The organism is Marinimicrobium locisalis, from assembly GCF_039822625.1.
GTDB classification, from domain to species: Bacteria; Pseudomonadota; Gammaproteobacteria; order Pseudomonadales; family Cellvibrionaceae; genus Marinimicrobium; species Marinimicrobium locisalis.
The window spans coordinates 1-22153 of the sequence record NZ_JBDLLG010000013.1; the positions used below are offsets into that span (position 1 = coordinate 1).

Genomic DNA, 22153 nt, shown 5'->3' on the forward strand with positions numbered 1-22153 from the left:
GCGGACCGGTAGTTCAGTTGGTTAGAATGCCGGCCTGTCACGCCGGAGGTCGCGGGTTCGAGTCCCGTCCGGTCCGCCATATTACGAAATAGCCCCACACGTTGGGGCTTTTTTGTGCCTGCAAGAAACTGCCGTGGTTGGCCGCGGACGGGGCTCGAACCCGCGGGTTCGACCAATTTGTCGGGAACAAATTGGGACGGCGTAGCCGCCCGAAGGGTGAGCCTCAGGATGAGGCGAATCTTTCCCGTCCGGTCCGCCGCAGCGCGAAGCGCTGCCGCCCAGAATCTACTTCGCCGCCATAACTAACCAAACCGGCAGGTGCGGGCTCACGCCCATACCAGCCCAACATGTTCCGGTGTCCAATCCAAATTGCTCCCCTTAAGCAAACTAAGCAATACTCACGCCACCTATTTCCCAGTTTGCGAACGCCTTCTCAAAAGTGCCATGAACCAATCACGAAACTGTCACACCCAAGCGCTACTCTAACTATGACGGATCGGCGCATGGAAAGGACTCCACCATTAACCAACCTCGGGAGAAGAGCACTGTGGAAGATTATGTAGAAGACTTGCTGGAATACAGCTTTGAAGACCTGGAAGATGAAGGGGCGGAAGATTACTCCGATCTGTGAGTCCTTCTTGTCCCAACATTCCCTTTGCCCGTCGGCGCGATACCCCTCAGACTCACAGGTATTGCCATTTCTGCCGACCGGGTCACACCGTTAGTGCCAAGCACCCGGCATAATTCCCCCTCGTCCTTGAGTCTTCGTCCCTTTTAGCGTTAACTGAAATAGTCGACGGCGCCCGAGTTATCTATGGCCACTCCCATCTCGGAACACACCGAAGCGGTATACCTGTTTTCTGGCGACAAGCTTGCCCGGGAAATGTTGTATCCGGAATTTGAAGCCGTGCTGGACGGCTTTGTCCCAGTGCCCGAGTACGCCAATCGTACCGCCAAGGCGGCGTACCTGACCATCAGCCCCCAACTGACCATCAGCGCGGCGGTTTTTTTTGTCATAGAGTTTGACGCCCGGGGCTTGGCTGATCGGCGCTGGAACCTGCCGCTTCAGCAATTAATCCAGCAGGCCGGTCAGGGCCCTGATCTGGGCGGCGGACCGATCCGTTTGGTGTGTTTTAGTCAGTGCCCCGTTGCCTGGCAGCAGAAAAACCTTTGGGATCCTCAAATGGAGCCCGGCCGCAACAGCTTTGTGCTGCTGCGCAAGGCCGTGGCGCGCAATCGCCTGGGGCTGGTGCGCACCGAATCCGAGCCGGCCCCGAAAAAAGAGCCCGACATTGCCCCGAAGGCGGCGCGGCAACTGAAAAAAGTCCTCCACGAACACTACTCCCAGGCAATGCGCGATCGCGTGGCCCGCCTGCTGAAAGAGCAGCGCTTGCGCATAACCACTCTGGCGAACCAGCAAGCGCGCAAAATCGATAAGCTGAACCGAGAGCATCAGCAGCGCCTTCAAGCCTACCGAAACAAAGTTCGGCAGCTTCAGGCCCAAAACAGTGAGCTCACTCAACGGCTGGAAACCCTCAAAGCAAATTTCGACGCCCAAGTGCAGAAAATTGAAGGGATGCGCGACTACTTCAGCCATAAACTAAAAGCCGCCCATACGGATGAGCACCACCAGCTTCAGGCGCTTCGGGAAAACTATGAAATGGAGCTGGCGGCGCGGGTCCAGGGTGCCACCTCAGAGCTGGAGGAACGGTTGGAGATGCGGGAAATGGAGTTGTTCTATCGTCACCAGCAGGAGAATAACCTGAAGGAAGAAGTCTCCCGTCTGCGTCAGGAAAACCAAACGCTGTTGGAGCAGGGTGGGGGGCAACTGCTGGAGCGGTTGGATAAAACCGGCATCAGTTTCGTCGCTTTCCATGCAGGGGTGGGGCAACTGACGGTGCCGCCGGATGAAATGGCGGCTTACCTGGATGACCCCGAAACCTTTGCAGCTCGCGCCCTGGGCGTGGAGCCCGAGTTATACAAGGGCTGGCTGAAGCATAGTCGTAACCCGCAGTGCATGGCCCGGGACGCCCACGGGCACCTCTGCGCCCGGGCGGTGCCGACGGTGGCGCGCCCCTCGGACTTCCACCCCGGCGAGAGTGATCGGTGCCCCGCGCACCAGACTTTGGTCGCCCAGCGCTTGGCACAGTAGGTAAAACGGCGCACAATGTAGGTAAATTAAGGCGCCAAAGAGTCAGTGGCCAACGGAAGGGATAGGAAACAACCATGCTGTCAACGCAGTCGCATGTGCCTGGAAACGAAACGTCCTTTGATGTGGCGTTGACCCGCACGCTCGTGCCTCTGAAAGACATGAGCGAAAGCCACCTTGAGGACTTGCTCTCCCACAGTCAGGCCGAAGTGATATTCGCCGGCCAAACGCTGTTTCGCGCTGGGGAGTACGACGGCCAGCACGTGTACCTTTTGCACGGTGACGTTCGGCTCGAATTCCCCGAAGGGGAGGCCATTCCAGTCAAGGGGCGCTCCACGTTGTTGCCCCTGGCGCACCAGCAGCCGCGAGCGGTGTCCGCCACCGCCGAGACCGACTGCAGTGTGCTGCGCATTGACAGTGAGCGGCTGGACCAACTGCTGACCTGGAGCCAGGTATCCGATTACTTGCAGCTGATTATTTCCCGTCAGAGGGACCTGGACGAAGACGTTGACTGGATGACCACGGTTCTGCGCTCCAACCTTTTCTTTAAGGTGCCGCCGCTGAATGTGGAGCAGATTTTCTACCGCCTCCAGCCTAAAGTGGTTCATGCCGGTGACACCGTCATCCGCCAGGGGGAGATTGGTCACTGCTGCTACTTCATCAAAGAAGGTGAGGCCGAAGTGCACCGCCGAGAGGAGGCCGGCTGGACTCATTTGGCGGATGTGGGCAAAGGCCGCTGTTTCGGCGAAGACGCCCTAGTCAATGACGCGCCGCGCAACGCTCGCGTGCGTATGCTTACCGACGGCGTGCTGATGGTGTTGGATAAACAGGACTTTTACCACCTGCTCAGAGCCCCGGAAGTGCCCACGCTCCCCCTAAAAAACCTGCCCGAGCTGCGCGAGCGCCACGCGGTGTTGGTGGATACCCGCAGCGAAGAAGAGTACAGCCAAAGCCACCTTCCCCAGGCGGTCAATATTCCGCTGAGCCTGCTGGCCATCAAGTCCCGCATGCTGTCGGAGGAGCAGGAATATGTCTGCTATTGTGATACCGGGCGCCGCAGCCGGGCCACCGCCCACCTGCTTCGCCAGCACGGCTATCGAGCCCATGCGCTTGACGACTGTCCGCAACTGTTTTCCGACCCACAATGGGCCAACACCCTCGAAACCGAGACCCGCTATGTGTTAAAAGAGGGAAAAGCGCGCGCGGAACAGCCTTGAGCGACGGGTAAGACAGCCCTGAGCGAAGGCAAACAGCCTTGAGCGTCAAGGTAATCCCCGCGCCAACGATGGAACTACCTGATCGCCCTAATTCCCGGTTAGAGAGACACTGAATGTCCGAATTCACCACCATCGGCCTAATTGTACGCCGCAACAGCGAGCGGGCCGTTTACTCCCTGAAGCGCCTCATCCGCTTCCTGAAGTCCAACGGCCGCAACTTCGTACTGGAACAGGAGACGGCCGAGCACCTGCCCGACCAAAGCTTGTTGAACGAGGCCAGCCATACTGCCTCCCTGGCGGAGCTTGGCCAGCACTGTGACTTGGTCATTGTCGTGGGCGGCGATGGCAGCATGCTCAGCGGTGCTCGCGCTCTGGTTGAAACCGGCGTGCCGCTGCTTGGTGTCAACCGCGGTCGCCTCGGCTTTTTGACCGACATTACCCCGGACGATATTGAAGATAAAGTCGGCGAGGTGCTGGCGGGAAATTACTTTGAGGAAAAACGCTTCCTGCTGGATATGCAGGTAACCCGCCGGGGCCAGCTGGTCAGCGCTGGCGACGCCCTCAACGATGTGGTTCTGCATCCCGGGGAATTCATCCGAATGCTCGAATTCGAGCTCTACGTGGATGGGCACTTCGTGACCAGCCAGCGTTCCGACGGCATGATCGTTTCCACCCCAACCGGCTCCACGGCTTATGCGCTAAGCGGTGGGGGCCCCATCCTGCACCCGCGGCTGGATGCCATCGGCCTTGTGCCCATGAACCCCCATACTCTAAGCAGTCGGCCCATGGTGGTACCCGGTGACAGCGAGATACGCATTGCGGTGGGGGAGCACAACAATACCAATCCCCAGGTAACCTGCGATGGGCAAATGCACTTTGTCGCCCATCCCGGTGATGAAGTCCTGATTCGAAAAAAGCCTCAGGAGCTTACCCTGATTCACCCACAGAACCACAATTTTTACGAGCGGTGCCGATCCAAGCTGGGGTGGGGCGGCCACCTGCTGGACTGAGGAGTATTGATGACCGACGCAGTAACCCCCGGGCGAGACGGCTATGACGTGATCGGTGACGTTCACGGCTGTGCCGATAGTCTGGAACGGTTGCTGGATAAACTCGGTTACCACCTCGGGCCCGACGGCTATCGCCACCCCCGGCGTCAGGTGGTGTTCCTCGGGGATATCATTGACCGGGGGCCGAGAATCCGAGAAGCGTTGAGGCTGGTTCGCACCATGGTGGAAGCCGGTGCGGCGCACATGGTGCTCGGCAACCACGAGTTCAACGCCCTGATGTATTGCACGCCCAACCCTGCTGAACCCGGCGGCTACCTGCGACCCCACACCTCCCGAAACGCGCAACAAATGGCGGAGACCCTAGAACAGTTCGCCGACTATCCGGACGAGTGGCTTGATCACCTGAACTGGTTTCAGCGTCTGCCGCTATTTCTTGAATGGCCCAGTTTTCGCGTCGTCCATGCCTGCTGGGACGCCGAGTTAATCGCCCAACACCGGGCCCGGTACGGCAGCGGCCACTTTGATCGGGCATTTTTGCAGGAAACCGCTGACCGTCACAGCCTTGCGGCCAAAACCAAACAACGACTCACCAGCGGCATTGACTTGCCACTGCCTCCGGGAATGAGCATTGTCTCCAGCGATGGGGTGGAGCGAACCCACTTTCGTACCAAGTTTTGGGCGCCGAATGCCCGCACCTACGGTGAATTACTGTTCCAGCCCGATCCCCTGCCCAAGGGGGTGGCCGGGCAGCCCATTGCCCCTGAACACCGGGCCCGTATGGTGACCTACGGGGAAGAGGAAAAGCCCTTATTCGTCGGCCACTATTGGCTAAAGGGCCGTCCCGCGCCCATCGCCCCCAACATTGCCTGTCTGGATTACAGCGCCGTCAAGTTTGGGCGGCTGGTGGCCTACCAGTTTGACGGGGAGGCGCAACTCGACCCGAAAAAATTTGTCTGGAGCTATGTCGATCCCTGACAATACTCGCGCCACTTCCACAACCATGCCCACAACCTAGAGAGAACGAGTGAACTGGATCCCCGTTAAACAACTGCCTTTGGACCGAGATCTGACCGAGTTGAGCCGCTTCCTACACCAGCGCGGCCTGCTGCACCGCATCACCGACGAAGGCCAGCATCAGGAAATCTGGGTACAGGACCCAGCCATGGTCGACCCCCTGGCGGAACTGACCGAGCGCTGGCTCCAAGGCGAGGTGGTGCTTCCCGAAGGCACCCAGCACCGCAGCGCCATGCCCGAGGGGCCGAGCCCGCGCCAGTTCCCGGCCACCATTGGCCTGCTGCTACTCAGCGCCGCCGGTGCTCTGATCGGCATGAACATCTTCGGCGGCGCGCTCGTCCCGGCGCTGACCTTCCAGCCCCTGAGCCTGGTAGGCAATGGCCTGGAGTTCGGCGATTGGGGTGAGGCCATGGGGCGGGGCGAGTTCTGGCGGCTGCTGACACCCTCCTTCCTGCACTTCGGCCTGTTTCACATCTTGTTTAACGGGCTGTGGATTTGGGAACTGGGCCGACGCCTGGAGGCGGTGCTGGGCGCCTGGCATTACTTATTGTTTGTCCTGGTGACCGCCGTGGCGGCCAATGTCGCTCAATTCGTGGCTGGCCCGTCGGTGTTCGGCGGCATGTCCGGGGTGGTCTATGCTTTAATTGGTTACCTCTGGATGCGCCAGCGCTTCAGTCCGCATCCGATGTTGGCGATTCCACCGGGGATTATCGGCTTTATGTTGGTGTGGCTGGTCATTTGCCTGACAGGCGTGGTGGACAAGTTTATCTCCGGCTCGGTGGCCAACGGCGCCCATGTGGGCGGGTTACTCGCCGGCATGGCCTGGGGCATTCTTTCTTCGGGGCGGCGCGCCTCTTAGGAGAAAGCGGGGCGGGGTTTTGGTATACTGCCTGTTGTTTAGCGGCTGAAGTAACCGTGGGGCTTGGTGAATGAATTATCGCGATTTGCTTGAGAGCATTACGCCGGAGATTTACGAGAATTTAAAACGCGCCGTGGAGTTGGGCAAGTGGCCCGATGGCCGGGTGGTAACGCCGGAGCAGCGCCAGCATTGCCTGGAGGCGGTGATTGCTTATGAGCACCAGCACCTGCCCCCGGAAGAGCGCAGCGGCTACATTCCACCCAAAACCCACACCCACTGCGGCGGAGAAGGCGACATCGCCGAAGCTGAACAGCCGGTAAAGTGGAAGTAGCCTCCAAGCCCGTTCCGTGGTTAATTGAACGACCGGGCCGATTCAGGGTGTATTGTTCCCAGACACGCCGTAAATACGGCCCTACGCGCTCCCGGCGCTTACGGACACTTCCCACATCCATGTGGGTCGTCCACGTAGGCTCGAATCGCGGGGCCCCCGCTCCACGGTCTGGGAACAATACACCCTGAACCGTCCCTCAGCACGTTGAAGCAACATAGGGCGGGGAGGTTTGGTTTTTCTGTAGGGCACGGTAAGGCGTCAGCCGCCACCTGCCATTAAAGGTGAATTTGGCACAAAAGCCATTAACCTCATCGGCCGCAAGGTTGGCTTGGCGGTCGTCCGTCGCAGGGTTCGTAGCGTATCAATGCCTATTGATGGCAGGTGGCGGCTGATGCCTTACCGTGCCCTACGCAAGGCTTAACAACTAATTACTATATTGTGGCACGGAGGCCGGAGGCGGCGTATACCGTTCGAAGACTCTCTGACGCCTACATGGATGTAGGTGTTAGGGCGACGCAGGAAGCCAAAGCCGAGGCATGGATGCCGATGAGAAGCCCCCACGGATGGGTTCACGGCGGGTCTTCGAACGGTATACGCCGCCTCCGGCCGGGCTCCGGATTTGTCACGATGATTATCACATTAAACCCGTTGGAGTTTTATATGTCCGCACGTGACGCACAACCGAAAGCCATCCAGTTGAAGGACTATCGGCCGCCGGAATACCTCATCGACCGGACCGAACTGCACTTCGACCTCAAAGACGACAAAACCCGCGTAACCAGCACCCTCAAAATGCGTCGCAACCCCGACGTCAGCGCCAGCGGGAAAGAACTGCCACTCAATGGCCAAGAAATCGACCTCGTCTCCGTCGCCGTGGACGGAAAAACTCTCGACAAAAACCAATACCGGCTCGACGACGAAACCCTCACGCTGCTCAACGTACCCGACGAATTCGAACTGACCACCGTCGGCGACATCGACCCCAAAAACAACACCTCCCTCGAAGGGCTCTACCAATCCAAAACCATGTACTGCACCCAGTGCGAAGCCGAAGGCTTTCGCAAAATAACCTGGTACCTGGATCGGCCCGACGTCATGAGTGAATTTTTCACCACCATCGTCGCAGACAAAAAACGCTTCCCCATACTGCTCTCCAACGGCAATCCCATCGAAGAGGGCGAAACCGATGACGGCCGCCACTTCGCCATTTGGCACGACCCCCACAAAAAACCGGCGTACCTGTTTGCCCTGGTAGCCGGTGACCTGGAGCAGATTGAAGACGCCTTTACCACCCAGTCTGGTCGAAAAGTCGCGCTGCGCATTTTTGTCGAAGAGAAAGACCTGGATAAATGCGACCACGCCATGACCTCCCTGAAAAACGCCATGCGTTGGGACGAAGAAACCTACGGTCGTGAATACGACCTGGACATCTTCATGATCGTCGCCGTGGACGACTTCAACATGGGCGCCATGGAGAACAAAGGCCTCAATATTTTTAACACGGCCTGCGTATTGGCGAAACCTGAAACCACCACCGACGCCGGCTTTCAGCGGGTGGAAGGCGTGGTGGCCCACGAATACTTCCATAACTGGTCCGGCAACCGAGTCACTTGTCGGGACTGGTTCCAACTGAGCTTGAAAGAAGGCTTTACCGTCTTTCGCGATGCCACCTTCTCGGCGGATATGGGCTCGCCCACCGTTAAGCGGGTGGAAGACGTCTCCGTCCTCAGAACCATGCAGTTCGCCGAAGACGCGGGCCCCATGGCGCACCCCATTCGGCCCGATTCCTACATTGAAATCGGCAACTTCTACACCCTGACCATTTACGAAAAAGGGCACGAAGTGGTGCGCATGCTGCGCAACCTGTTGGGGTGGGAGCTATTCCGCAAAGGCACCGACCTCTACTTCGAACGTCACGACGGCCAAGCCGTAACCACCGAAGATTTTGTGGCCGCGATGGAAGACGTCTCCGGTCGAGACCTGAGCCAGTTCAAGCGCTGGTACTCCCAGGCCGGTACGCCTCGATTGACCGTCACCGACCAGTGGGACGAAGAGGCCGGGGAGTACCGCCTGACCATTGCCCAAAGCTGCCCGCCGACACCTGAAAACCAGCACAAGCAGCCCTTCCATATTCCCGTTGCCATGGGGTTGTTGGGCAGTGCCGGTGCGCTGCCGTTGAAGCTCAAAGGCCAGGAGCTGGATCCGGAAACCAGTGATAACACCCATACCGTATTGGAGCTGACAGAGCCCGAACATACCTTTGTGTTTGAGCAGTTGCCGGAAAAACCTGTGCCCTCATTGCTTCGTGGCTTCTCCGCGCCCGTGAAGCTGGACTATGACTACGCCCGAGACGACCTGATGCGGTTGATGAGCGCCGACCCGGATGGCTTCTGCCGCTGGGATGCCAGCCAGCAGCTCGCCATGCAGGTAATTGATGATGTAATGACGGCCTACCACCGTGGTGAGGATTTGAATACGGTGGAAGTGGACGAGCGTTTAATCGAAGCCTACCGGCGGGTACTGCAGGATGACTCGCTCGACAAGGCCATGGTGGCGCTCATGCTCACCTTGCCTTCGGAGGCCTACCTAAGCGAACAGGCCGAAAAAATCGAGGTCGAGGCGATCCATTACAGCCGTGCGGCGGTCAAGCGGGTGCTGGCACGCTCGTTGAAAGAGGAAATGCGGGATATTTACACCCGGTACAACCACGGCAAAACCTACCGTCCGACCGCCGATGATATTGCCGAGCGCAGCTTGAAGAATGTCGCGCTTAGCTACTTGATGGACCTGAACGACGCCGAATGGCTGAAAGCCAGCGAAGCGCAATACCGTGCGGCCAACAATATGACCGACACCCTGGCGGCGCTGAAAGAGCTGGTAAACAGCGAAGCCGAGGGCGCCGATGCGGTGCGCCAGCGAGTGCTTGAAGAGTTCTATCAGCAGTGGAAGGGTGAGCCGCTGGTGGTGGATCAGTGGCTGCGGGTTCAGGCCACCAGCACCCAGCCCAACACCCTGACGCGGGTGCGCGAGCTGGAAAAACACGCGGCTTTCGAACCCAACAACCCGAACAAAATTCGGGCACTGGTGGGCGCCTTCACCAACGCCAACCCCATCAATTTCCATATTGCCAGTGGGGAAGGGTACGGCTTCTTGGCCGAGCAGGTATTGCGTTTGAACCACACCAACCCGCAAATCGCCGCCCGGCTATTAACGCCGCTCACACGCTGGCGCCGCTACCCGGAGAACCTGGGCAACGCCATGAAAGCGGAATTGGAGCGGATTAAAGCCGAGCCGAAGCTCTCAAAGGATGTGTATGAGGTAGTGAGCAAGAGTTTGGTTTAGGGTGCAAGCATTAGGGTTTTTTTTGGTAGGTGGCGCTGCGCTTACCTACCCTACGCGGTTAGAAAGATGTGTAGGGTAGGTAAGCGCAGCGCCACCTACCAAATAACTGAAGGCTTACTCCCTCACAACTTCCAAGACTCCAAATTCAACACTCCCGGCGCGGCCACCAAACACCACCCCCGGTCGTGCCAATCACCCAACACGATTCGCTCTGCCGGTTCGCCTTTCAGCTCCATTGGATGGCGGGCAGGGCGGTGGGTGTGGCCATGAATCAACAGCGGCGTGCCTTCCTTGCGCATTGCCTTTTCCACTTCTTCGGGCGTGACATCCATGATGTCCTGCGCCTTATTGCTGTTCATGCTCTGGCTTTGCTCGCGCAGTTTTCGAGCCAGATCCCGACGCTCTTCCAGGGGCAGGGCGAGCACTTCAGACTGCCATTGGACGGTGCGCACTTTGCGTCGGAACGCCATGTATTCCATATCCCGGGTACACAGACTGTCGCCATGCATCAGCAGGGCCGGGCGTCCGTATAGATTAATCACACTCGGGTCGGGTAGTAGTTCGGCACCCGCGGCACGGGTAAAGTCCTGCCCGATCAGGAAGTCTCGATTACCGTGCATCAGGTACAGGCGGGTGCCTTGGTCGGAAAGGGAGCGAAGCGCCTGGGTCACTTCCCGTGACAGGTCGCTGTCATCGTCATCGCCAATCCAGGCGTCAAAAAAATCACCTAAAATATACAGCGCCTCGGCCGTCCGGGCCCGGTCTCTTAGAAACCGAAAAAAACCCTCTGTGACCTGGGGTTGGCGCTCACTTAAGTGCAAATCGGCTACAAACAACCTCGTCATAGGAGTGCTTACTCGCTGACCGTAACCTTTTCGATCATAACCGGCTCTACCGGCACATCCTGGTGGCCCGCCTTACTGCCGGTTTCGACCGCCTTGATTTTATTCACGGTATCCATGCCTTCAGAGACCTTGCCGAACACGCAATAGCCCCAGCCCTGCATACTCTTGTCGCGGTGGTTCAAGAAGCTGTTGTCCTGAACGTTAATAAAGAACTGGGAAGAGGCACTGTGCGGGTCGCTGGTGCGGGCCATCGCCACGCTACCGACCACGTTACCCAAGCCGTTATCAGCTTCGTTTTCAATGGGCGCGCGGGCGGCCTTTTGCTGCATGTCCTCGGTCATACCGCCACCCTGAATCATAAAGTTACCGATAACACGATGAAAAATCGTGCCATCAAAAAAGCCGTCCTGCGCATACTGGGCAAAGTTAGCGGCGGTTTTCGGCGCTTTCTCATGGTTCAGGTCGATGGTGATGTCGCCGTAGTTGGTGTGGAGAGTAACCTTGGATGCTGTACTCATGATTTGTCCCATAGCAGAGTGTTAAATGAAAGGGCGAAATCTTAACACAGTTCAGCGCTCAGTCGGGTTGGTTCAGCAGTTGGGCGGACGCCTTCAAACCGGCAAGCTGAATGTCCAGAATCTGGCGTATGACTTGCTCCTGGCGGCTGTGTGGATGAAAGCTCGAGAAATCCTCCGGCCATTTCTCGCAGTGAACCGCCCCTTCCACGGCACCCGAGCGCACTAGGGTGCTGATGCCGTGGACCAGCGCCCAAGCGCTGAAGGAAGCCACAGCCGCCTGAGCAGCATTGAGCTGGACGCCTTCTTCCTTGAGCATGTCTATAAGCGTGTCGCGCAGTAGCCGTTCGCTACCAACGCCTTCCTGTAACTGCTCTGGGGTGACTCGCGAGAAATCCGGTGTCCAGAAAAACATGGCATCGAACAGGTGCGGGCGCTCGCGCGCAAACTGCATGTACGCCAGCCCCAGGGCGCGGACCCGGTCTTCCCCGCCCGCGGTGGCCGGCAGTGCTTCCAGCTCGTGCTCCAGGGTTTCTCGCAATACCTTGAACCCCCCAGTGTGCAGGGCGATCAACAGTTCGGTTTTATCGGCGAAGTGGCCATATACCGCCGTGGGGCTCACCCCGACGGACTTAGCCAGCCCTCGCAGGCTAAGCTTCTCAAGGCCCTCGGCTTCCAGGGTTTCCAGCGCCGAGTCCAGCAGGGCCTGGCGCAGATTGCCGTGGTGGTAGGGCTGTTTGTGCGATGGTGCCATGGGCCGCTCCGCTCGTGCATTGGCGGATTAGTTTACCAAACTCCCATGCTCTTGCATGGGAGGGTCACTTTCTTTTGTTTAGTCGTGTTCCGCTGACTGGTAGTAGGCGGCCCTTATTCGTCTACCAGCATGGCAATGCACGGCTAGAGATTCCACTGAAAGGTAAACAGTAGCGCATCATTGTGGCGGTAGGGGTATAACGTGTCGCTTTCTCCTGTGGCTGAGTATTCCACCACCGAGAGGCCGGCGCTGAAGCGGTCTGAAAAGGTCCAGTCGGCGGACAGTCGCCATACGCGGCCTTCACCGCCGGGCAGTCGCACGAACTGGCCGTTTAACAACAGACGTTCGTTCATCAGGTGGTAGCGCGCCCGCACGCTGGCACCGGTCTGCCATTGCGACTCGGCCAGCCGGGGGCTGTGGTCCTCGGTATAGACCTGGCTTAGTTCGGCGGTCACGGTCAGATTGTGAATGCCGGCGTACTCGGCCGAGACCATCGCCCGCCACTGATCGTGCTTGGGCCAGGGGCCGGCCGCATTGTCGGGCCTCAGGCGAACGTCCCGGTGCCACGCCTGCTCGGTGCGAAACAGCCAGACGCCCTCGGTGGCCTGCAGGGCCACGCCCGCGACCTGTTGGCTCCAGGGCTCCAGGTTCACCACTGGCTGACCATCAACCATGCCCTGAGAGGCGGGGTAGCGGTCAAAGCTGTTCACCTCGGCCAGCAGCCACTGCATGTCCCAGCCGGGTTGGCGGGTCTGCCAGCGCACGGCCCAGCCGGTGGTGTCTTGGAGTCTCTTCAAAACTGGGGTTGGAGTATCTTCCGAGCGCCACGCCAGGTAGGGGTCGAATTCTTCCCCGGCGGCGGGCAACCGGTCCGGGGGAGTATTCGGCAGCAACACCAAATCCAGCTCGCCGCGCCAGGTAGCACACACCACCGGCACGGGCTGGCGCAGGTTGTCCAGATCCTCTTGGCCGGGCCAACGCTGGTCCCGGCGGGCGAGCACATCGGTGACGCGCAAGCTTTCCGCTTCGCCCCAGGCCAGGGTCTGGTAGCCCCCCAGGAGCCACCAGTCTCCAGCCTGCCAGGAGAGGTAGCTGTCCGATATTTCCGCCCGCCACTGCCGTTCATCTTCCTGTTTGGGCGAAAAGTCGTACCCTGACCAGAGCCCGGCCCGTTCCATACCCGGCAACCAGTCCTGGATCAGCGACCCGGAAAGGCGCAGTTGCCAGGGGCCGCTTTTCCAGTCCAGCAACCCGTACAACTCGCTTTCCACCCGGGTCAGCTCCGCGTCGTTCCGCGCGGCGGGAAGGGCGGGTGTGTGATAACCGTAGCCGACGGTCTGCTTCAGCCAGGCCCGGTGAGTCCAGGGGGACTCTTCCTCGATCGGTTCGGCCGCCGCGTCGGTTTCCACCGCGCCGAAAAAGTTCTCGGCGTGAACCGGTAGGGCAAGAATAAGGGCCAGAATGCAAACGTACTTCATTGCCAAGCGTCTCCAATGAGGGAAGTTGGGCTGTGGCGCATCCGCCACCATCGTTATAGCCCCCGCTGCATGGTTTGAGTGGTGAACAGATCCTCATCGGTATTTTCGTTATACACCACCTCGGCAAAATCAAACACGCTGGCATGCTCCTTTTTTCCGTTGCGCGTGGTCACCATCTGCAGGCGCATGGGGGTCCAAATACCCTCAATTTCTTCCAGTTCGGTGGCGCTGAAGTACTTAACGCGGTTCCCTTTGGTGACCCAGATTTTTCCTTGCACCTGAACAAAATTATCTTTTCGAATCCACAGGTGAGACTTTTCGTAGCCGGTCTCGTCTTTCACTTTCTCGGCGAACTCGGGCTTGGGAGTGGACTCGATCAACCAAGCGGGCTCGCCGTCGACCTCCGCGTTTTCCTCAAGCATTTCGTACTGGTACCAGTCGATGGTTACCCCGTTGATATCCGAGTAGGTAAAGTCACTGCCCATAAACGCCCCGGAACGATCCCCCGAGGCCACCCGCCGAACCTGTTTAAGGGCGGGCAGGTAAAGCCAGGAATCGTCATCGCGGCCGTCTTCGTAATCGTGGTTCAAGTAGCTCGTTCCCGCTACATCCGCCGGCGAACGGAAGAACAGAATGGACTTATCCACGTCACCTTGCTCAAGCGAAAACATCTGCAGGTCCCGCACGCGTTCACGTCCCTTCTCGTCGATCAAAATCAGCTTGGCCTCGGAGCGGGAGGAGTCGCCGGTATAACGTTCGTCCATTCGGTCGATGATGTCACGGGCGTTCAGGTCCTCCGCCAGAGCGGGCAGGGAGGGCGCAAACAACAGCATGACAAAGGGCAACAATCGTTTAGAATTGATCATGAACGGTTAACCTCCGGGGTAGTAAGTGGATGCTCGGAAAGCGGGCCTTCGGCCCGCCGGCCGTCAACCCAGTAGAGCAGGGCGGGCAGGAAGATCAGGTCACCCACCAGGGCCAGCGCCATGATGGTGGCGGCGAACAAGCCCGTGTAAATGTAGGGGATAAAGGAGCCCAGCAGCATGACGCTGAAGCCGCTGACCAACACCAGCGAGGTAAAAATAACGGCGCGGCCGGACTCCGTCATCGCTCGGGTAATGGCCTCGTGGGTAGAGCTGCCGTGGCGCCGTGCCAGCAGGTAGCGGTTCATAACGTGGATGGCATCATCCACGGCGATACCCATGGTCATGGCGCCGACAATCATCGTGCCCAGGTTCAGATGAATGTCCAACAGCACCAGCAAGGCGCCGGTCATCAGAATTGGGACGATACTCGGTATTAGGGCGATCAGCCCGTATTTGATTGAGCGGAACAGCAGTATAAAACTAATGCCGATGATGCCCAGCGCGATCAAGAAGGAGCGAGCCATGCCCTGGTTTATATAGGCATCCTGAGCGTTATACATTACCAAGCTGCCGGTCATATCCACGGACATTTCAGGGTAATGCTGGGCCAGATGCTGTTCGACCCGCTCAAGTAACTGGTCGGTTTGGCTCGCGGGCATATTTTGAATGGGCACCGATACCCGCAGGTAACGTTCGTAAAAATCCTTCATATCCGTGAGATCTTCATCCGCGCCGGTGTTGTCGTACAACAGAAGAAACTGAGCGGCCATGGGGCGGGTGTCTGGCAACTGGTGCCACTGGGGGTCCTCGTAATGCAGGGACTGATTGATTTCCTTGTGGAAGTCAATCAGTGAGTTGACCGCTCCGGTTTCCGGCTGCGCTTCGAGCCAGCTCTGCAATTGTTCTACCCTTTGCAAAAAAGCCGGCTCGTGAATGCCGCCTTCTTCCCCGCTGTCGATCACAAAATCAATGTTTTGAATGCCGTTGTAGGTTTGGTCAAAATACTCCAAGTCCGCGCGGGTGGGGTTGTCTTCCTTGAAATAGGTGATGAAATTGGAGTCTACCGTCAGTTGGGGAATCAACGCGAGGCTCAAGGCGAGCAATGCCGCGCCGGCCAGCGTCAGTGGGCGGGACCAGCGCCGGGTGAAGGCGGGCACCGCGAGCGTTAAACGGGCAATCATTCCCCTGTCGACAACGCGCTGAGTACGCGGAGAGAATGCTGAGACAAACGAGAGAAGCGCGGGTAGCAATGTCATGGCCAGAAAGAAAAGCGTCATTGCGCCAATGGCCCCGAGCCAGGCGAACTGGCGCACTGGTACCAACTCGGTGACGCCCAGCGCCAAAAAGCCCGCCGCCGTCGTCAGTGCGGTGTAAAAGGCCGGTGTCCAGAGGTGTTCAACGGCGGCCGCCGCCGCGGCTTTGGGGCTCAGCTCACGGGCTCGAAAGTGATAGAACTCCACCAGTACGTGAACGGAAATGCCGATACCGATGATGATCAACGCCGGCACCAGAGCGGATTCCACTACCGAGTGGGGCCAGCCGAGCAGTCCCTGTAACCCACTGACCCAAAGGATGCCGGTGCCGATCACCGCCCAGGGCATCAACACGCCGGCCATGGACCGGAAGCTAATGAACAGAATAACCAGCATGATTCCCGCCATGGTGGGATGAATCCAGCGCTGGTCCCGCTTGGTCAGTACTTCAAACTGCTCGGTAAATACCGGCTGTCCGCTCAAGCGAAGAGGGTGGCCCTGCTCGGCAAATTGCTCCTGTTCAATAAAGCCGCGCACGGCGGCCATCAGGCTCATCTTGTTGTCGCTTTTTCCGGGCTGGTAGTCGACCCGGGCGACCACGCGCGTGTGCTGGAGGTCATCGGTAATCAGCGAGCCGATCGCCATGGCCTCGCCGCCGATACGCTCCCGTGCCTCGGCAATGGCGTTGGGGTCTTGTCGGTCTTCAATTAAATCATCCGTGGCCAACACGGGACCTTCAGCGTGGGTGTATTCGTACTTGGTGAGCGAGCGGACCTGGGTGACTTCGGGGCGGTTTTGGAGAAATTGCGTCAGGCGCTCAATGACGGAGAGGGTCTCCGCATTGAAGACATCGGTATGGGTATCGGGGGCTTGTACACCGATGGAGAGGTACTCCACGTCGCCAAAACGCTCCAGTAATTCATTGAAGGCAGCGAGGTTGGGGTCGCCTTCCACAAAATAGCTTTCATTGGAGTTGTTGTAGCCGATGTTCTGGGCGGCGACGAGTGCCAAACCGGCCACCGCCATCGACAGGGCGAGCACCAGCCAGCGGTGGCGCACGACCCCCAGGGCCCATAAGTGAATAAAATGCTTCATGAGGAATCTCCTTTCGTGAGAAAAGCAATATTAACAGTGTAAAGTTTACGGTGTAAAGTTCGCATTTTATGTTTGCCCCCTTCCGTCTAGTTTTCCCCTGGCCGGGATCGGTCACCGGGGGGTGGAAGAGTGTTAAACTGCGTCGCAATTGAAATCTGCACCTTCCGGTAACTGGAAGGTCAAGTGAAGTCCTATACAGAAGAGTTAATTCGTGAACCAGGGCCGTTTTATTACCGTGGAAGGCACCGAGGGTGTCGGCAAAAGCACCAACCTGGCGTTTATTCAGCAGTGGCTGGAAGGGCAGGGGCACCAGGTGCTCGTTACCCGAGAGCCGGGCGGCACCCCTCTGGCTGAAGAGGTCCGGTCCCTATTGTTGGCCCCGAGAAAGGAGCCGGTAGCCCCCACCGCGGAGTTGCTCTTGATTTTCGCCGCTCGAGCCCAGCACCTGGAGCTGGTGGTGAAACCGGCGCTAGCGCGGGGCACTTGGGTATTGTGCGACCGCTTTACCGACTCTACCTATGCCTATCAGGGGGGCGGGCGAGGTTTCGATCAAAGCGCTATTGCGGAGCTTGAATCCCTGGTGCAGGGCGAACTGCGGCCGGACCTGACCGTGCTACTGGATATTGATGTGGAAACCGGGCTGGCTCGAGCGAGTGCCCGCAGCGAGCCGGACCGGTTCGAGGGCGAGGCTGTGGCGTTTTATGAGCGGGTTAGGGCTGTCTATCGGGCTCTAGCCGCGCGCGCCCCCGAGCGCTACCGAATTGTGGACGCCGGTCAGCCGCTAGAGCGGGTACAGCAGGATATTAAAGCGGAGCTGGAGCGGTTGTAGGGGGTAGGAATAGAAAAAGCCCCGCCACTGGGCGAGGCTTTTGGGTAAGCCGTTGGGATCGGTTTGCTAGAAACGCAGGCCGACCTGAAGAGCGGCGCCGCCGCTTTTGGTGTCGCCGTTAAACAGGCCGTCGAGGTCCTCCGCGAAAATCGCGAAGTCGGCATTGACAACGTTGAACGGGGAAAAGCCCACACCCACGGAGACCATGTCCGCCACGTTGTCTTCCAGGTCTCGCTGAAAGCCCACACGCAGTTGCGCCCAGTTCGCCGCGTTCAGCTCGGCGCCCACGCGCGCGTACTGGGTGTCTTCACCGGTGGCGAAATTCGGGCTGGTGTTCAGGTCCACCGAGGCTTCGGTGGTCAGCCAACTGCCTTTGTACCCCAGAGCGGTGGTGGTGCGCGGCTCAAGCTTGAGCGTGCGAGTCGGGTCAATGGTCTCGTACTCGCCGCTAAAGGCGTTGGCTACGGTCAGCGCGTAATGCATATCGCCGCACTGATAGGTCGCCCCCAAATCCAGGTTTACGTCCTTCTCTTCAACGGTATAGTCATTTCCGTCGAAGTCATCCTCGTCAAAAGAGTCCACATCGGCGCGGTACACAAATGTGGCGATGTGCATGTATTTGGGCGTGACACCCAATAGCAGGCGAGAGTCCTCCCCGGTTTTCAAGCTCTTGGCCATGGCCAGGCCAACTTCCGAGACCGATGCGCCTATACCATTGCCGTAGGAGTCCAACTGGGCCGCGTCAAAGTCCGCTTTCCCCACGGCGTTGCGAATGTATTCGTAGTCGCCGTCATCCACCTGCGACACGACCGCCGCTTCCAGGTAAGACTTGCCCACCACGCTGAGGGACAGCGTGTCGTTGGGGAAGGCCATCACAAAGCTGGCTGAAGCACCCACATTGGTGTTTCTGTCGTCCACGTTGCGCAACAGGCGAATGGCTTCTTCCGCCTCTTCTTCCAATAGGGCCCGGGCCTGTTGCTCGAAATCGTCCGGGTTGTTCGGGTCAAACCCGCCCACTTCAGAAATCAGGTCGGAGGTAGTGCGGTTTTCCAGCTCCTCTAGATAATCAGAGAGCTCCTCCAGGCCGTCAAGCAGCTCGTCCTCGTCATCCCCAATCAAGCCGCCATTCAGTATCAGGGCGAAGTTGTCGTTTTCTCCGTGAGCGGCGCCCAGGCTGGGGTTCAGTACCACCCCGTCGGCGTAATCGCCGGTGGCATAACCCGCGCCCGCCATGCCGGTCAGCCGCCCGTTGTAGTATTCAGCGGCAACAGCGGTGCCGGAAGCGGTGATCAAAGCCAGACTGAGGAGTGTCTTTTTCATAGCGGAACCTGTGTGGGTCTATCTTGATGAAACTAGGGCTAACAATTTAGACAGTGTCAGCGATTGAGAGTGTCTCTTAATATATAAGCAGGCGCAATAACCAAATACCTGCTTATTTCAAAACAATCTTCACTGGTCGAATTGTAGACAGTTTGGCAATAACAACAATTAAAAAGTTGGCGTTGAATCACAGTGAACCTGTGAGCCAGTCCTTGGGTGGGTAAATACAATGGAAGTTGCGTGCAGTAGCAGGCGCTTTGACGCCCTTTTTGATTCGATAGTTCCGTAAAGCGTATCACCTAAAATCGGGTGGCCCAAGGCCATCATGTGAACCCGCAGTTGATGGGAGCGCCCGGTCACCGGCTCAAGGGCCATCCGGGCGTTGCCGTCATCATGGGAAAGCACCCGAAAGCGGGTCAACGCCGGTTTACCTTCAGTGTAGTCTACTTTTTGGCGTGGGCGGTTGGGCCAGTCGCATATCAGGGGCAAATCCACGTGCCCCGCCGCAGGATCGGGGAGACCGGAGACCACCGCGATGTATCGTTTATGGACTTGGCGCTGCTCGAACTGACGAGCCAAGTGTTTCTGGGGCTCGTACCCCAGCGGAATAATCACCAGGCCCGACGTCGGCTGGTCCAGGCGGTGGACAATGCGAGCATTGGGGTAGGCGGGCAGAATTCGGTTAATCAGGCAATCCTGCTTATCCGGCCCCCGACCGGGGACGGTCAGCAGCCCGGCGGGCTTTTCCACTACCAATAGATCGCTGTCTTCGTAAACCACCGACGGCTGCATTCCCCATCCCCTCTCAAGGCAAAGAGCGCCATTCTAACCCGGTTCGCGCTATCCATTGCGGCGCAAATCCGTACAATAGGCGCCTTGTTTCCATGGCCTGCGCAAATAACATGACCGAACACTTTCCGGCACTTCCATACCCCTGGCAAAAAGACGAATGGCAGCGACTCAATCGCCACATTGATGAGGGCCAGTTGCCCCATGCCCTGATGTTGTCCGGGCCGCCGGGGGTGGGGAAGTTTCACTTGGCGGGGGCGCTGGCCCAGCGGCTGTTGTGCCAAGCGCCGCAGCAGGGCACGGCCTGCGGCAAGTGCCACAGCTGTGGCCTGCTAAAAGCACACACTCATCCGGATTTGACCGTCCTCCAGCCCGAAGAACCCGGCAAGGCCGTCAAAATCGACGCTATTCGGGAGCTGACCCGCTCCCTGGGCAACACCGCTCAGCAGGGTGGCTATAAGGTCGTGGTGCTGGAACCCGCGGAAGCCATGAACGTCAACGCCGCCAACGCCTTGCTTAAAACGTTGGAAGAGCCCGCGGACAATACCTTGCTGATTCTGGTGAGCCATAGCCCCAGCGCCGTCTTGCCCACCATCCGAAGCCGCTGCCAGATTCGCCCACTGCCGTTACCGGCGGCCTCCCGGGTGCTGGAATGGCTTACCCCCTTGGTTTCGGGGAGTGGTTTAGAGGCAGGGGAACTGCTGGATCGCGCGCGCGGTGCGCCTTTGACGGCTCTCGGCCTGCTCGACGGGGACCGTCTGGAGCAGCGCCGCCAACGGGAGCAGGACTTTCTCAAACTCTGTGATCAGAAGCTCACGGCCATGCAACTGGCGGACAACTGGCAGAAGGGCGACGTGGGGGAAGCCATAGAATGGCTCCTCGGCTGGCTGTACGATTTGGCTCGCTGGCAGACCGGGGTGGGCGTGGCAGCGCTGGACGCGCTTCCGGCCCACGTTCAGCAGACTCTGACGCGCATACCGCCGGCGCTGCTGCACCGGTACCTGGAAAAGCTACTGGCCGTAAAACGCCAGTGGCTCAGCGGCGCCAACCCCAACAAGCAGCTATTATTGGAAGAGTTGTTGTTGGACTGGGGCGTCGTCCTCCGCCAGGCGATGAGAGCGGCCTGAGGCCGGGCAGGGCGTTTTGAGCGCCAAGGGGGCCAGGGCGGCCCGCCGGAAAAGCCCGCTGGACACGGCCGGACAGATCCATTACTGTTTCTTTGAAATCCACACTGGAGTGAACTATGCACGCACTCGGCGGCGCCCGTAACGGCATACTTTCCCTGACCATAAAAGACAAAGCGGTGCTTTACGCCGCCTATATGCCCTTTGTGCAGAATGGCGGATTGTTCATCCCCACCGGCAAAAGCTACAAGCTGGGAGATGAGGTCTTCATGCTCCTGAATCTGATGGACGAGCCGGAAAAAATTCCCGTGGCGGGCAAAGTCGTCTGGGTAACCCCCAAGGGCGCCCAGGGTAACCGCGCGGCGGGTATCGGCGTACAGTTCAGCGACCAGGACAACACCGCGGTGAACAAAATCGAAACCTACCTGGCCGGCTCTCTGGAGTCCGAGCGCCCCACTCATACCATGTAGCGTAATAACGCCTTCTCCGTTACCCGTAGGTCGGTTTGGCGCAGCGTAAACCGGCCCTCTTTTTTGAACGCATTCTTGAACCGAACACTGACTCATGCTGACAGATTCCCACTGCCACCTGGACCGTATTGACCTCACCCCCTACAACGGCGACCTCAACGCCGCGCTGAACGCCGCCCGCGAGCGGGGCATCAAACAATTCCTGTGCATCGGGGTCAGTCTGGACAACCGGGAAGCCGTGGTCGACATCGCCCGCCAACACCCGGATGTGCACGCCTCGGTGGGCATACACCCCTGCGATGTGGAATCCGGCACCGCCACCGTGGAGCAGTTGGTCGAATGGGGCGTGGCTCCGGAGGTGATTGGCCTGGGAGAGACCGGGCTGGACTACCATTACGCGGAGCAGACCAAAGCGCTACAGCAAGAGAGCTTTGCGCTTCACCTTAAAGCCGGCGCCCGGGCGGGCCTGCCGGTGATCGTCCATACCCGTGAGGCACGGGAAGACACCCTCAACCTGATTCGCCAACACGGCGACCCGGCCTCCGCCGGCGTCCTGCACTGTTTCACCGAGAGCTGGGAAATGGCCAGCGCGGCCATGGATATGGGCTATTACATCTCCCTGTCCGGCATCGTTACCTTTAAAAGCGCCGAAGCCTTGCGGGAAGTGGCCAAAAAAATGCCCCTGGACCGCCTCCTGGTGGAAACCGACTCCCCTTACTTGGCGCCCGTGCCGTACCGCGGAAAGTCCAACGAACCCCAATACGTACGCGAAGTGGCCGAGTTTGTGGCGAACCTGCGAGGCATTTCTCTGGAACAGCTGGCCGAACAAACCACCGAAAACTTCCACAACCTCTTCCCAAAGGCCCCAAGCCCCGGCTAACCCTATTACTACC

The 22153-nt window shown here is 58.9% G+C and carries 19 protein-coding genes and 1 tRNA gene; 12 read left to right on the plus strand and 8 right to left on the minus strand.

Annotated features, from left to right (window positions below):
• Positions 1–2: 2 nt before the first annotated feature.
• The 8 genes from AAE514_RS09480 (at position 3) to pepN (ending at position 9922) form a co-directional block, all read left to right on the plus strand.
• Positions 3–79, plus strand: a tRNA-Asp gene (locus AAE514_RS09480).
• 735 nt (positions 80–814) lie between these two features.
• On the plus strand, positions 815–2152 hold the full coding sequence (locus AAE514_RS09485; RefSeq protein ID WP_347331292.1) for a hypothetical protein: 1338 nt from the start codon (positions 815–817) through the stop codon (positions 2150–2152).
• 74 nt (positions 2153–2226) lie between these two features.
• Entirely contained in the window at positions 2227–3366 is a 1140-nt protein-coding gene (locus tag AAE514_RS09490; protein ID WP_347331293.1) for a cyclic nucleotide-binding domain-containing protein, read from the plus strand.
• Between the two features lie 113 nt (positions 3367–3479).
• Positions 3480–4376: an NAD(+) kinase gene (locus tag AAE514_RS09495; RefSeq protein WP_347331294.1), complete on the plus strand. Its 897-nt coding sequence runs from the start codon at positions 3480–3482 to the stop codon at positions 4374–4376.
• A gap of 9 nt (positions 4377–4385) precedes the next feature.
• The gene (locus AAE514_RS09500; RefSeq protein ID WP_347331295.1) at positions 4386–5351 is read left to right on the plus strand and encodes a metallophosphoesterase; all 966 of its coding nucleotides are present in this window, start codon (positions 4386–4388) and stop codon (positions 5349–5351) included.
• Between the two features lie 49 nt (positions 5352–5400).
• The gene (locus tag AAE514_RS09505; protein WP_347331296.1) at positions 5401–6249 is read left to right on the plus strand and encodes a rhomboid family intramembrane serine protease; all 849 of its coding nucleotides are present in this window, start codon (positions 5401–5403) and stop codon (positions 6247–6249) included.
• 70 nt (positions 6250–6319) lie between these two features.
• Complete coding sequence (locus tag AAE514_RS09510; protein ID WP_347331297.1) at positions 6320–6580, plus strand: YeaC family protein; 261 nt, start codon at positions 6320–6322, stop codon at positions 6578–6580.
• A 660-nt stretch (positions 6581–7240) separates the two neighbouring features.
• Complete coding sequence (gene pepN / locus AAE514_RS09515; RefSeq protein WP_347331298.1) at positions 7241–9922, plus strand: aminopeptidase N; 2682 nt, start codon at positions 7241–7243, stop codon at positions 9920–9922.
• A 122-nt stretch (positions 9923–10044) separates the two neighbouring features.
• On the opposite strand, the gene lpxH is transcribed toward pepN, so the two are convergent.
• The 6 genes from lpxH to AAE514_RS09545 form a co-directional block, all read right to left on the minus strand.
• Complete coding sequence (gene lpxH / locus AAE514_RS09520) at positions 10045–10767, minus strand: UDP-2,3-diacylglucosamine diphosphatase (protein ID WP_347331299.1); 723 nt, start codon at positions 10765–10767, stop codon at positions 10045–10047.
• Between the two features lie 8 nt (positions 10768–10775).
• Complete coding sequence (locus AAE514_RS09525) at positions 10776–11285, minus strand: peptidylprolyl isomerase (RefSeq protein ID WP_347331300.1); 510 nt, start codon at positions 11283–11285, stop codon at positions 10776–10778.
• 58 nt (positions 11286–11343) lie between these two features.
• A complete protein-coding gene (locus AAE514_RS09530; protein WP_347331301.1) occupies positions 11344–12036 on the minus strand; it encodes a TetR/AcrR family transcriptional regulator in 693 nt (230 codons plus the stop codon).
• 143 nt (positions 12037–12179) lie between these two features.
• On the minus strand, positions 12180–13514 hold the full coding sequence (locus AAE514_RS09535; RefSeq protein WP_347331302.1) for a hypothetical protein: 1335 nt from the start codon (positions 13512–13514) through the stop codon (positions 12180–12182).
• A 53-nt stretch (positions 13515–13567) separates the two neighbouring features.
• A complete protein-coding gene (locus tag AAE514_RS09540; RefSeq protein WP_347331303.1) occupies positions 13568–14380 on the minus strand; it encodes an outer membrane lipoprotein-sorting protein in 813 nt (270 codons plus the stop codon).
• The gene (locus AAE514_RS09545; protein WP_347331304.1) at positions 14377–16728 is read right to left on the minus strand and encodes an efflux RND transporter permease subunit; all 2352 of its coding nucleotides are present in this window, start codon (positions 16726–16728) and stop codon (positions 14377–14379) included. The genes AAE514_RS09540 and AAE514_RS09545 overlap by 4 nt, the downstream gene beginning before the upstream one ends.
• A 211-nt stretch (positions 16729–16939) precedes the next feature.
• On the opposite strand from AAE514_RS09545, the gene tmk reads away from it, so the two are divergent.
• The gene (gene tmk, locus AAE514_RS09550) at positions 16940–17557 is read left to right on the plus strand and encodes a dTMP kinase (RefSeq protein ID WP_347331305.1); all 618 of its coding nucleotides are present in this window, start codon (positions 16940–16942) and stop codon (positions 17555–17557) included.
• A gap of 66 nt (positions 17558–17623) precedes the next feature.
• On the opposite strand, the gene traF is transcribed toward tmk, so the two are convergent.
• Both traF and AAE514_RS09560 read right to left on the minus strand, forming a co-directional pair.
• Positions 17624–18877: a conjugal transfer protein TraF gene (gene traF, locus AAE514_RS09555; protein ID WP_347331306.1), complete on the minus strand. Its 1254-nt coding sequence runs from the start codon at positions 18875–18877 to the stop codon at positions 17624–17626.
• A 168-nt stretch (positions 18878–19045) separates the two neighbouring features.
• Positions 19046–19669, minus strand: coding sequence for an RluA family pseudouridine synthase (locus tag AAE514_RS09560; protein ID WP_347331307.1), 624 nt, complete (start codon positions 19667–19669; stop codon positions 19046–19048).
• 92 nt (positions 19670–19761) lie between these two features.
• Between AAE514_RS09560 and AAE514_RS09565 the strand changes: the two genes are divergently transcribed.
• From AAE514_RS09565 to AAE514_RS09575, 3 genes are all read left to right on the plus strand, one after another.
• Complete coding sequence (locus AAE514_RS09565) at positions 19762–20793, plus strand: DNA polymerase III subunit delta' (RefSeq protein ID WP_347331308.1); 1032 nt, start codon at positions 19762–19764, stop codon at positions 20791–20793.
• Between the two features lie 116 nt (positions 20794–20909).
• Positions 20910–21260 carry a PilZ domain-containing protein gene (locus tag AAE514_RS09570; RefSeq protein ID WP_347331309.1) on the plus strand — a complete coding sequence of 117 codons (351 nt, stop codon included), beginning with the start codon at positions 20910–20912 and terminating at the stop codon, positions 21258–21260.
• A 94-nt stretch (positions 21261–21354) separates the two neighbouring features.
• A complete protein-coding gene (locus AAE514_RS09575; RefSeq protein ID WP_347331310.1) occupies positions 21355–22140 on the plus strand; it encodes a TatD family hydrolase in 786 nt (261 codons plus the stop codon).
• Positions 22141–22153: the final 13 nt, after the last annotated feature.

Bases quoted from the DNA above. Each gene is read 5' to 3' on its own strand.
- AAE514_RS09485 (WP_347331292.1), top strand. From the start codon at position 815: ATGGCCACTCCCATCTCGGAACACACCGAAGCGGTATACCTGTTTTCT.
- AAE514_RS09490 (WP_347331293.1), top strand. From the start codon at position 2,227: ATGCTGTCAACGCAGTCGCATGTGCCTGGAAACGAAACGTCCTTTGAT.
- AAE514_RS09495 (WP_347331294.1), top strand. From the start codon at position 3,480: ATGTCCGAATTCACCACCATCGGCCTAATTGTACGCCGCAACAGCGAG.
- AAE514_RS09500 (WP_347331295.1), top strand. From the start codon at position 4,386: ATGACCGACGCAGTAACCCCCGGGCGAGACGGCTATGACGTGATCGGT.
- AAE514_RS09510 (WP_347331297.1), top strand. From the start codon at position 6,320: ATGAATTATCGCGATTTGCTTGAGAGCATTACGCCGGAGATTTACGAG.
- pepN (WP_347331298.1), top strand. From the start codon at position 7,241: ATGTCCGCACGTGACGCACAACCGAAAGCCATCCAGTTGAAGGACTAT.
- lpxH (WP_347331299.1), bottom strand. From the start codon at position 10,767: ATGACGAGGTTGTTTGTAGCCGATTTGCACTTAAGTGAGCGCCAACCC.
- AAE514_RS09525 (WP_347331300.1), bottom strand. From the start codon at position 11,285: ATGAGTACAGCATCCAAGGTTACTCTCCACACCAACTACGGCGACATC.
- AAE514_RS09530 (WP_347331301.1), bottom strand. From the start codon at position 12,036: ATGGCACCATCGCACAAACAGCCCTACCACCACGGCAATCTGCGCCAG.
- AAE514_RS09535 (WP_347331302.1), bottom strand. From the start codon at position 13,514: ATGAAGTACGTTTGCATTCTGGCCCTTATTCTTGCCCTACCGGTTCAC.
- AAE514_RS09540 (WP_347331303.1), bottom strand. From the start codon at position 14,380: ATGATCAATTCTAAACGATTGTTGCCCTTTGTCATGCTGTTGTTTGCG.
- AAE514_RS09545 (WP_347331304.1), bottom strand. From the start codon at position 16,728: ATGAAGCATTTTATTCACTTATGGGCCCTGGGGGTCGTGCGCCACCGC.
- traF (WP_347331306.1), bottom strand. From the start codon at position 18,877: ATGAAAAAGACACTCCTCAGTCTGGCTTTGATCACCGCTTCCGGCACC.
- AAE514_RS09560 (WP_347331307.1), bottom strand. From the start codon at position 19,669: ATGCAGCCGTCGGTGGTTTACGAAGACAGCGATCTATTGGTAGTGGAA.
- AAE514_RS09565 (WP_347331308.1), top strand. From the start codon at position 19,762: ATGGCCTGCGCAAATAACATGACCGAACACTTTCCGGCACTTCCATAC.
- AAE514_RS09570 (WP_347331309.1), top strand. From the start codon at position 20,910: ATGCACGCACTCGGCGGCGCCCGTAACGGCATACTTTCCCTGACCATA.
- AAE514_RS09575 (WP_347331310.1), top strand. From the start codon at position 21,355: ATGCTGACAGATTCCCACTGCCACCTGGACCGTATTGACCTCACCCCC.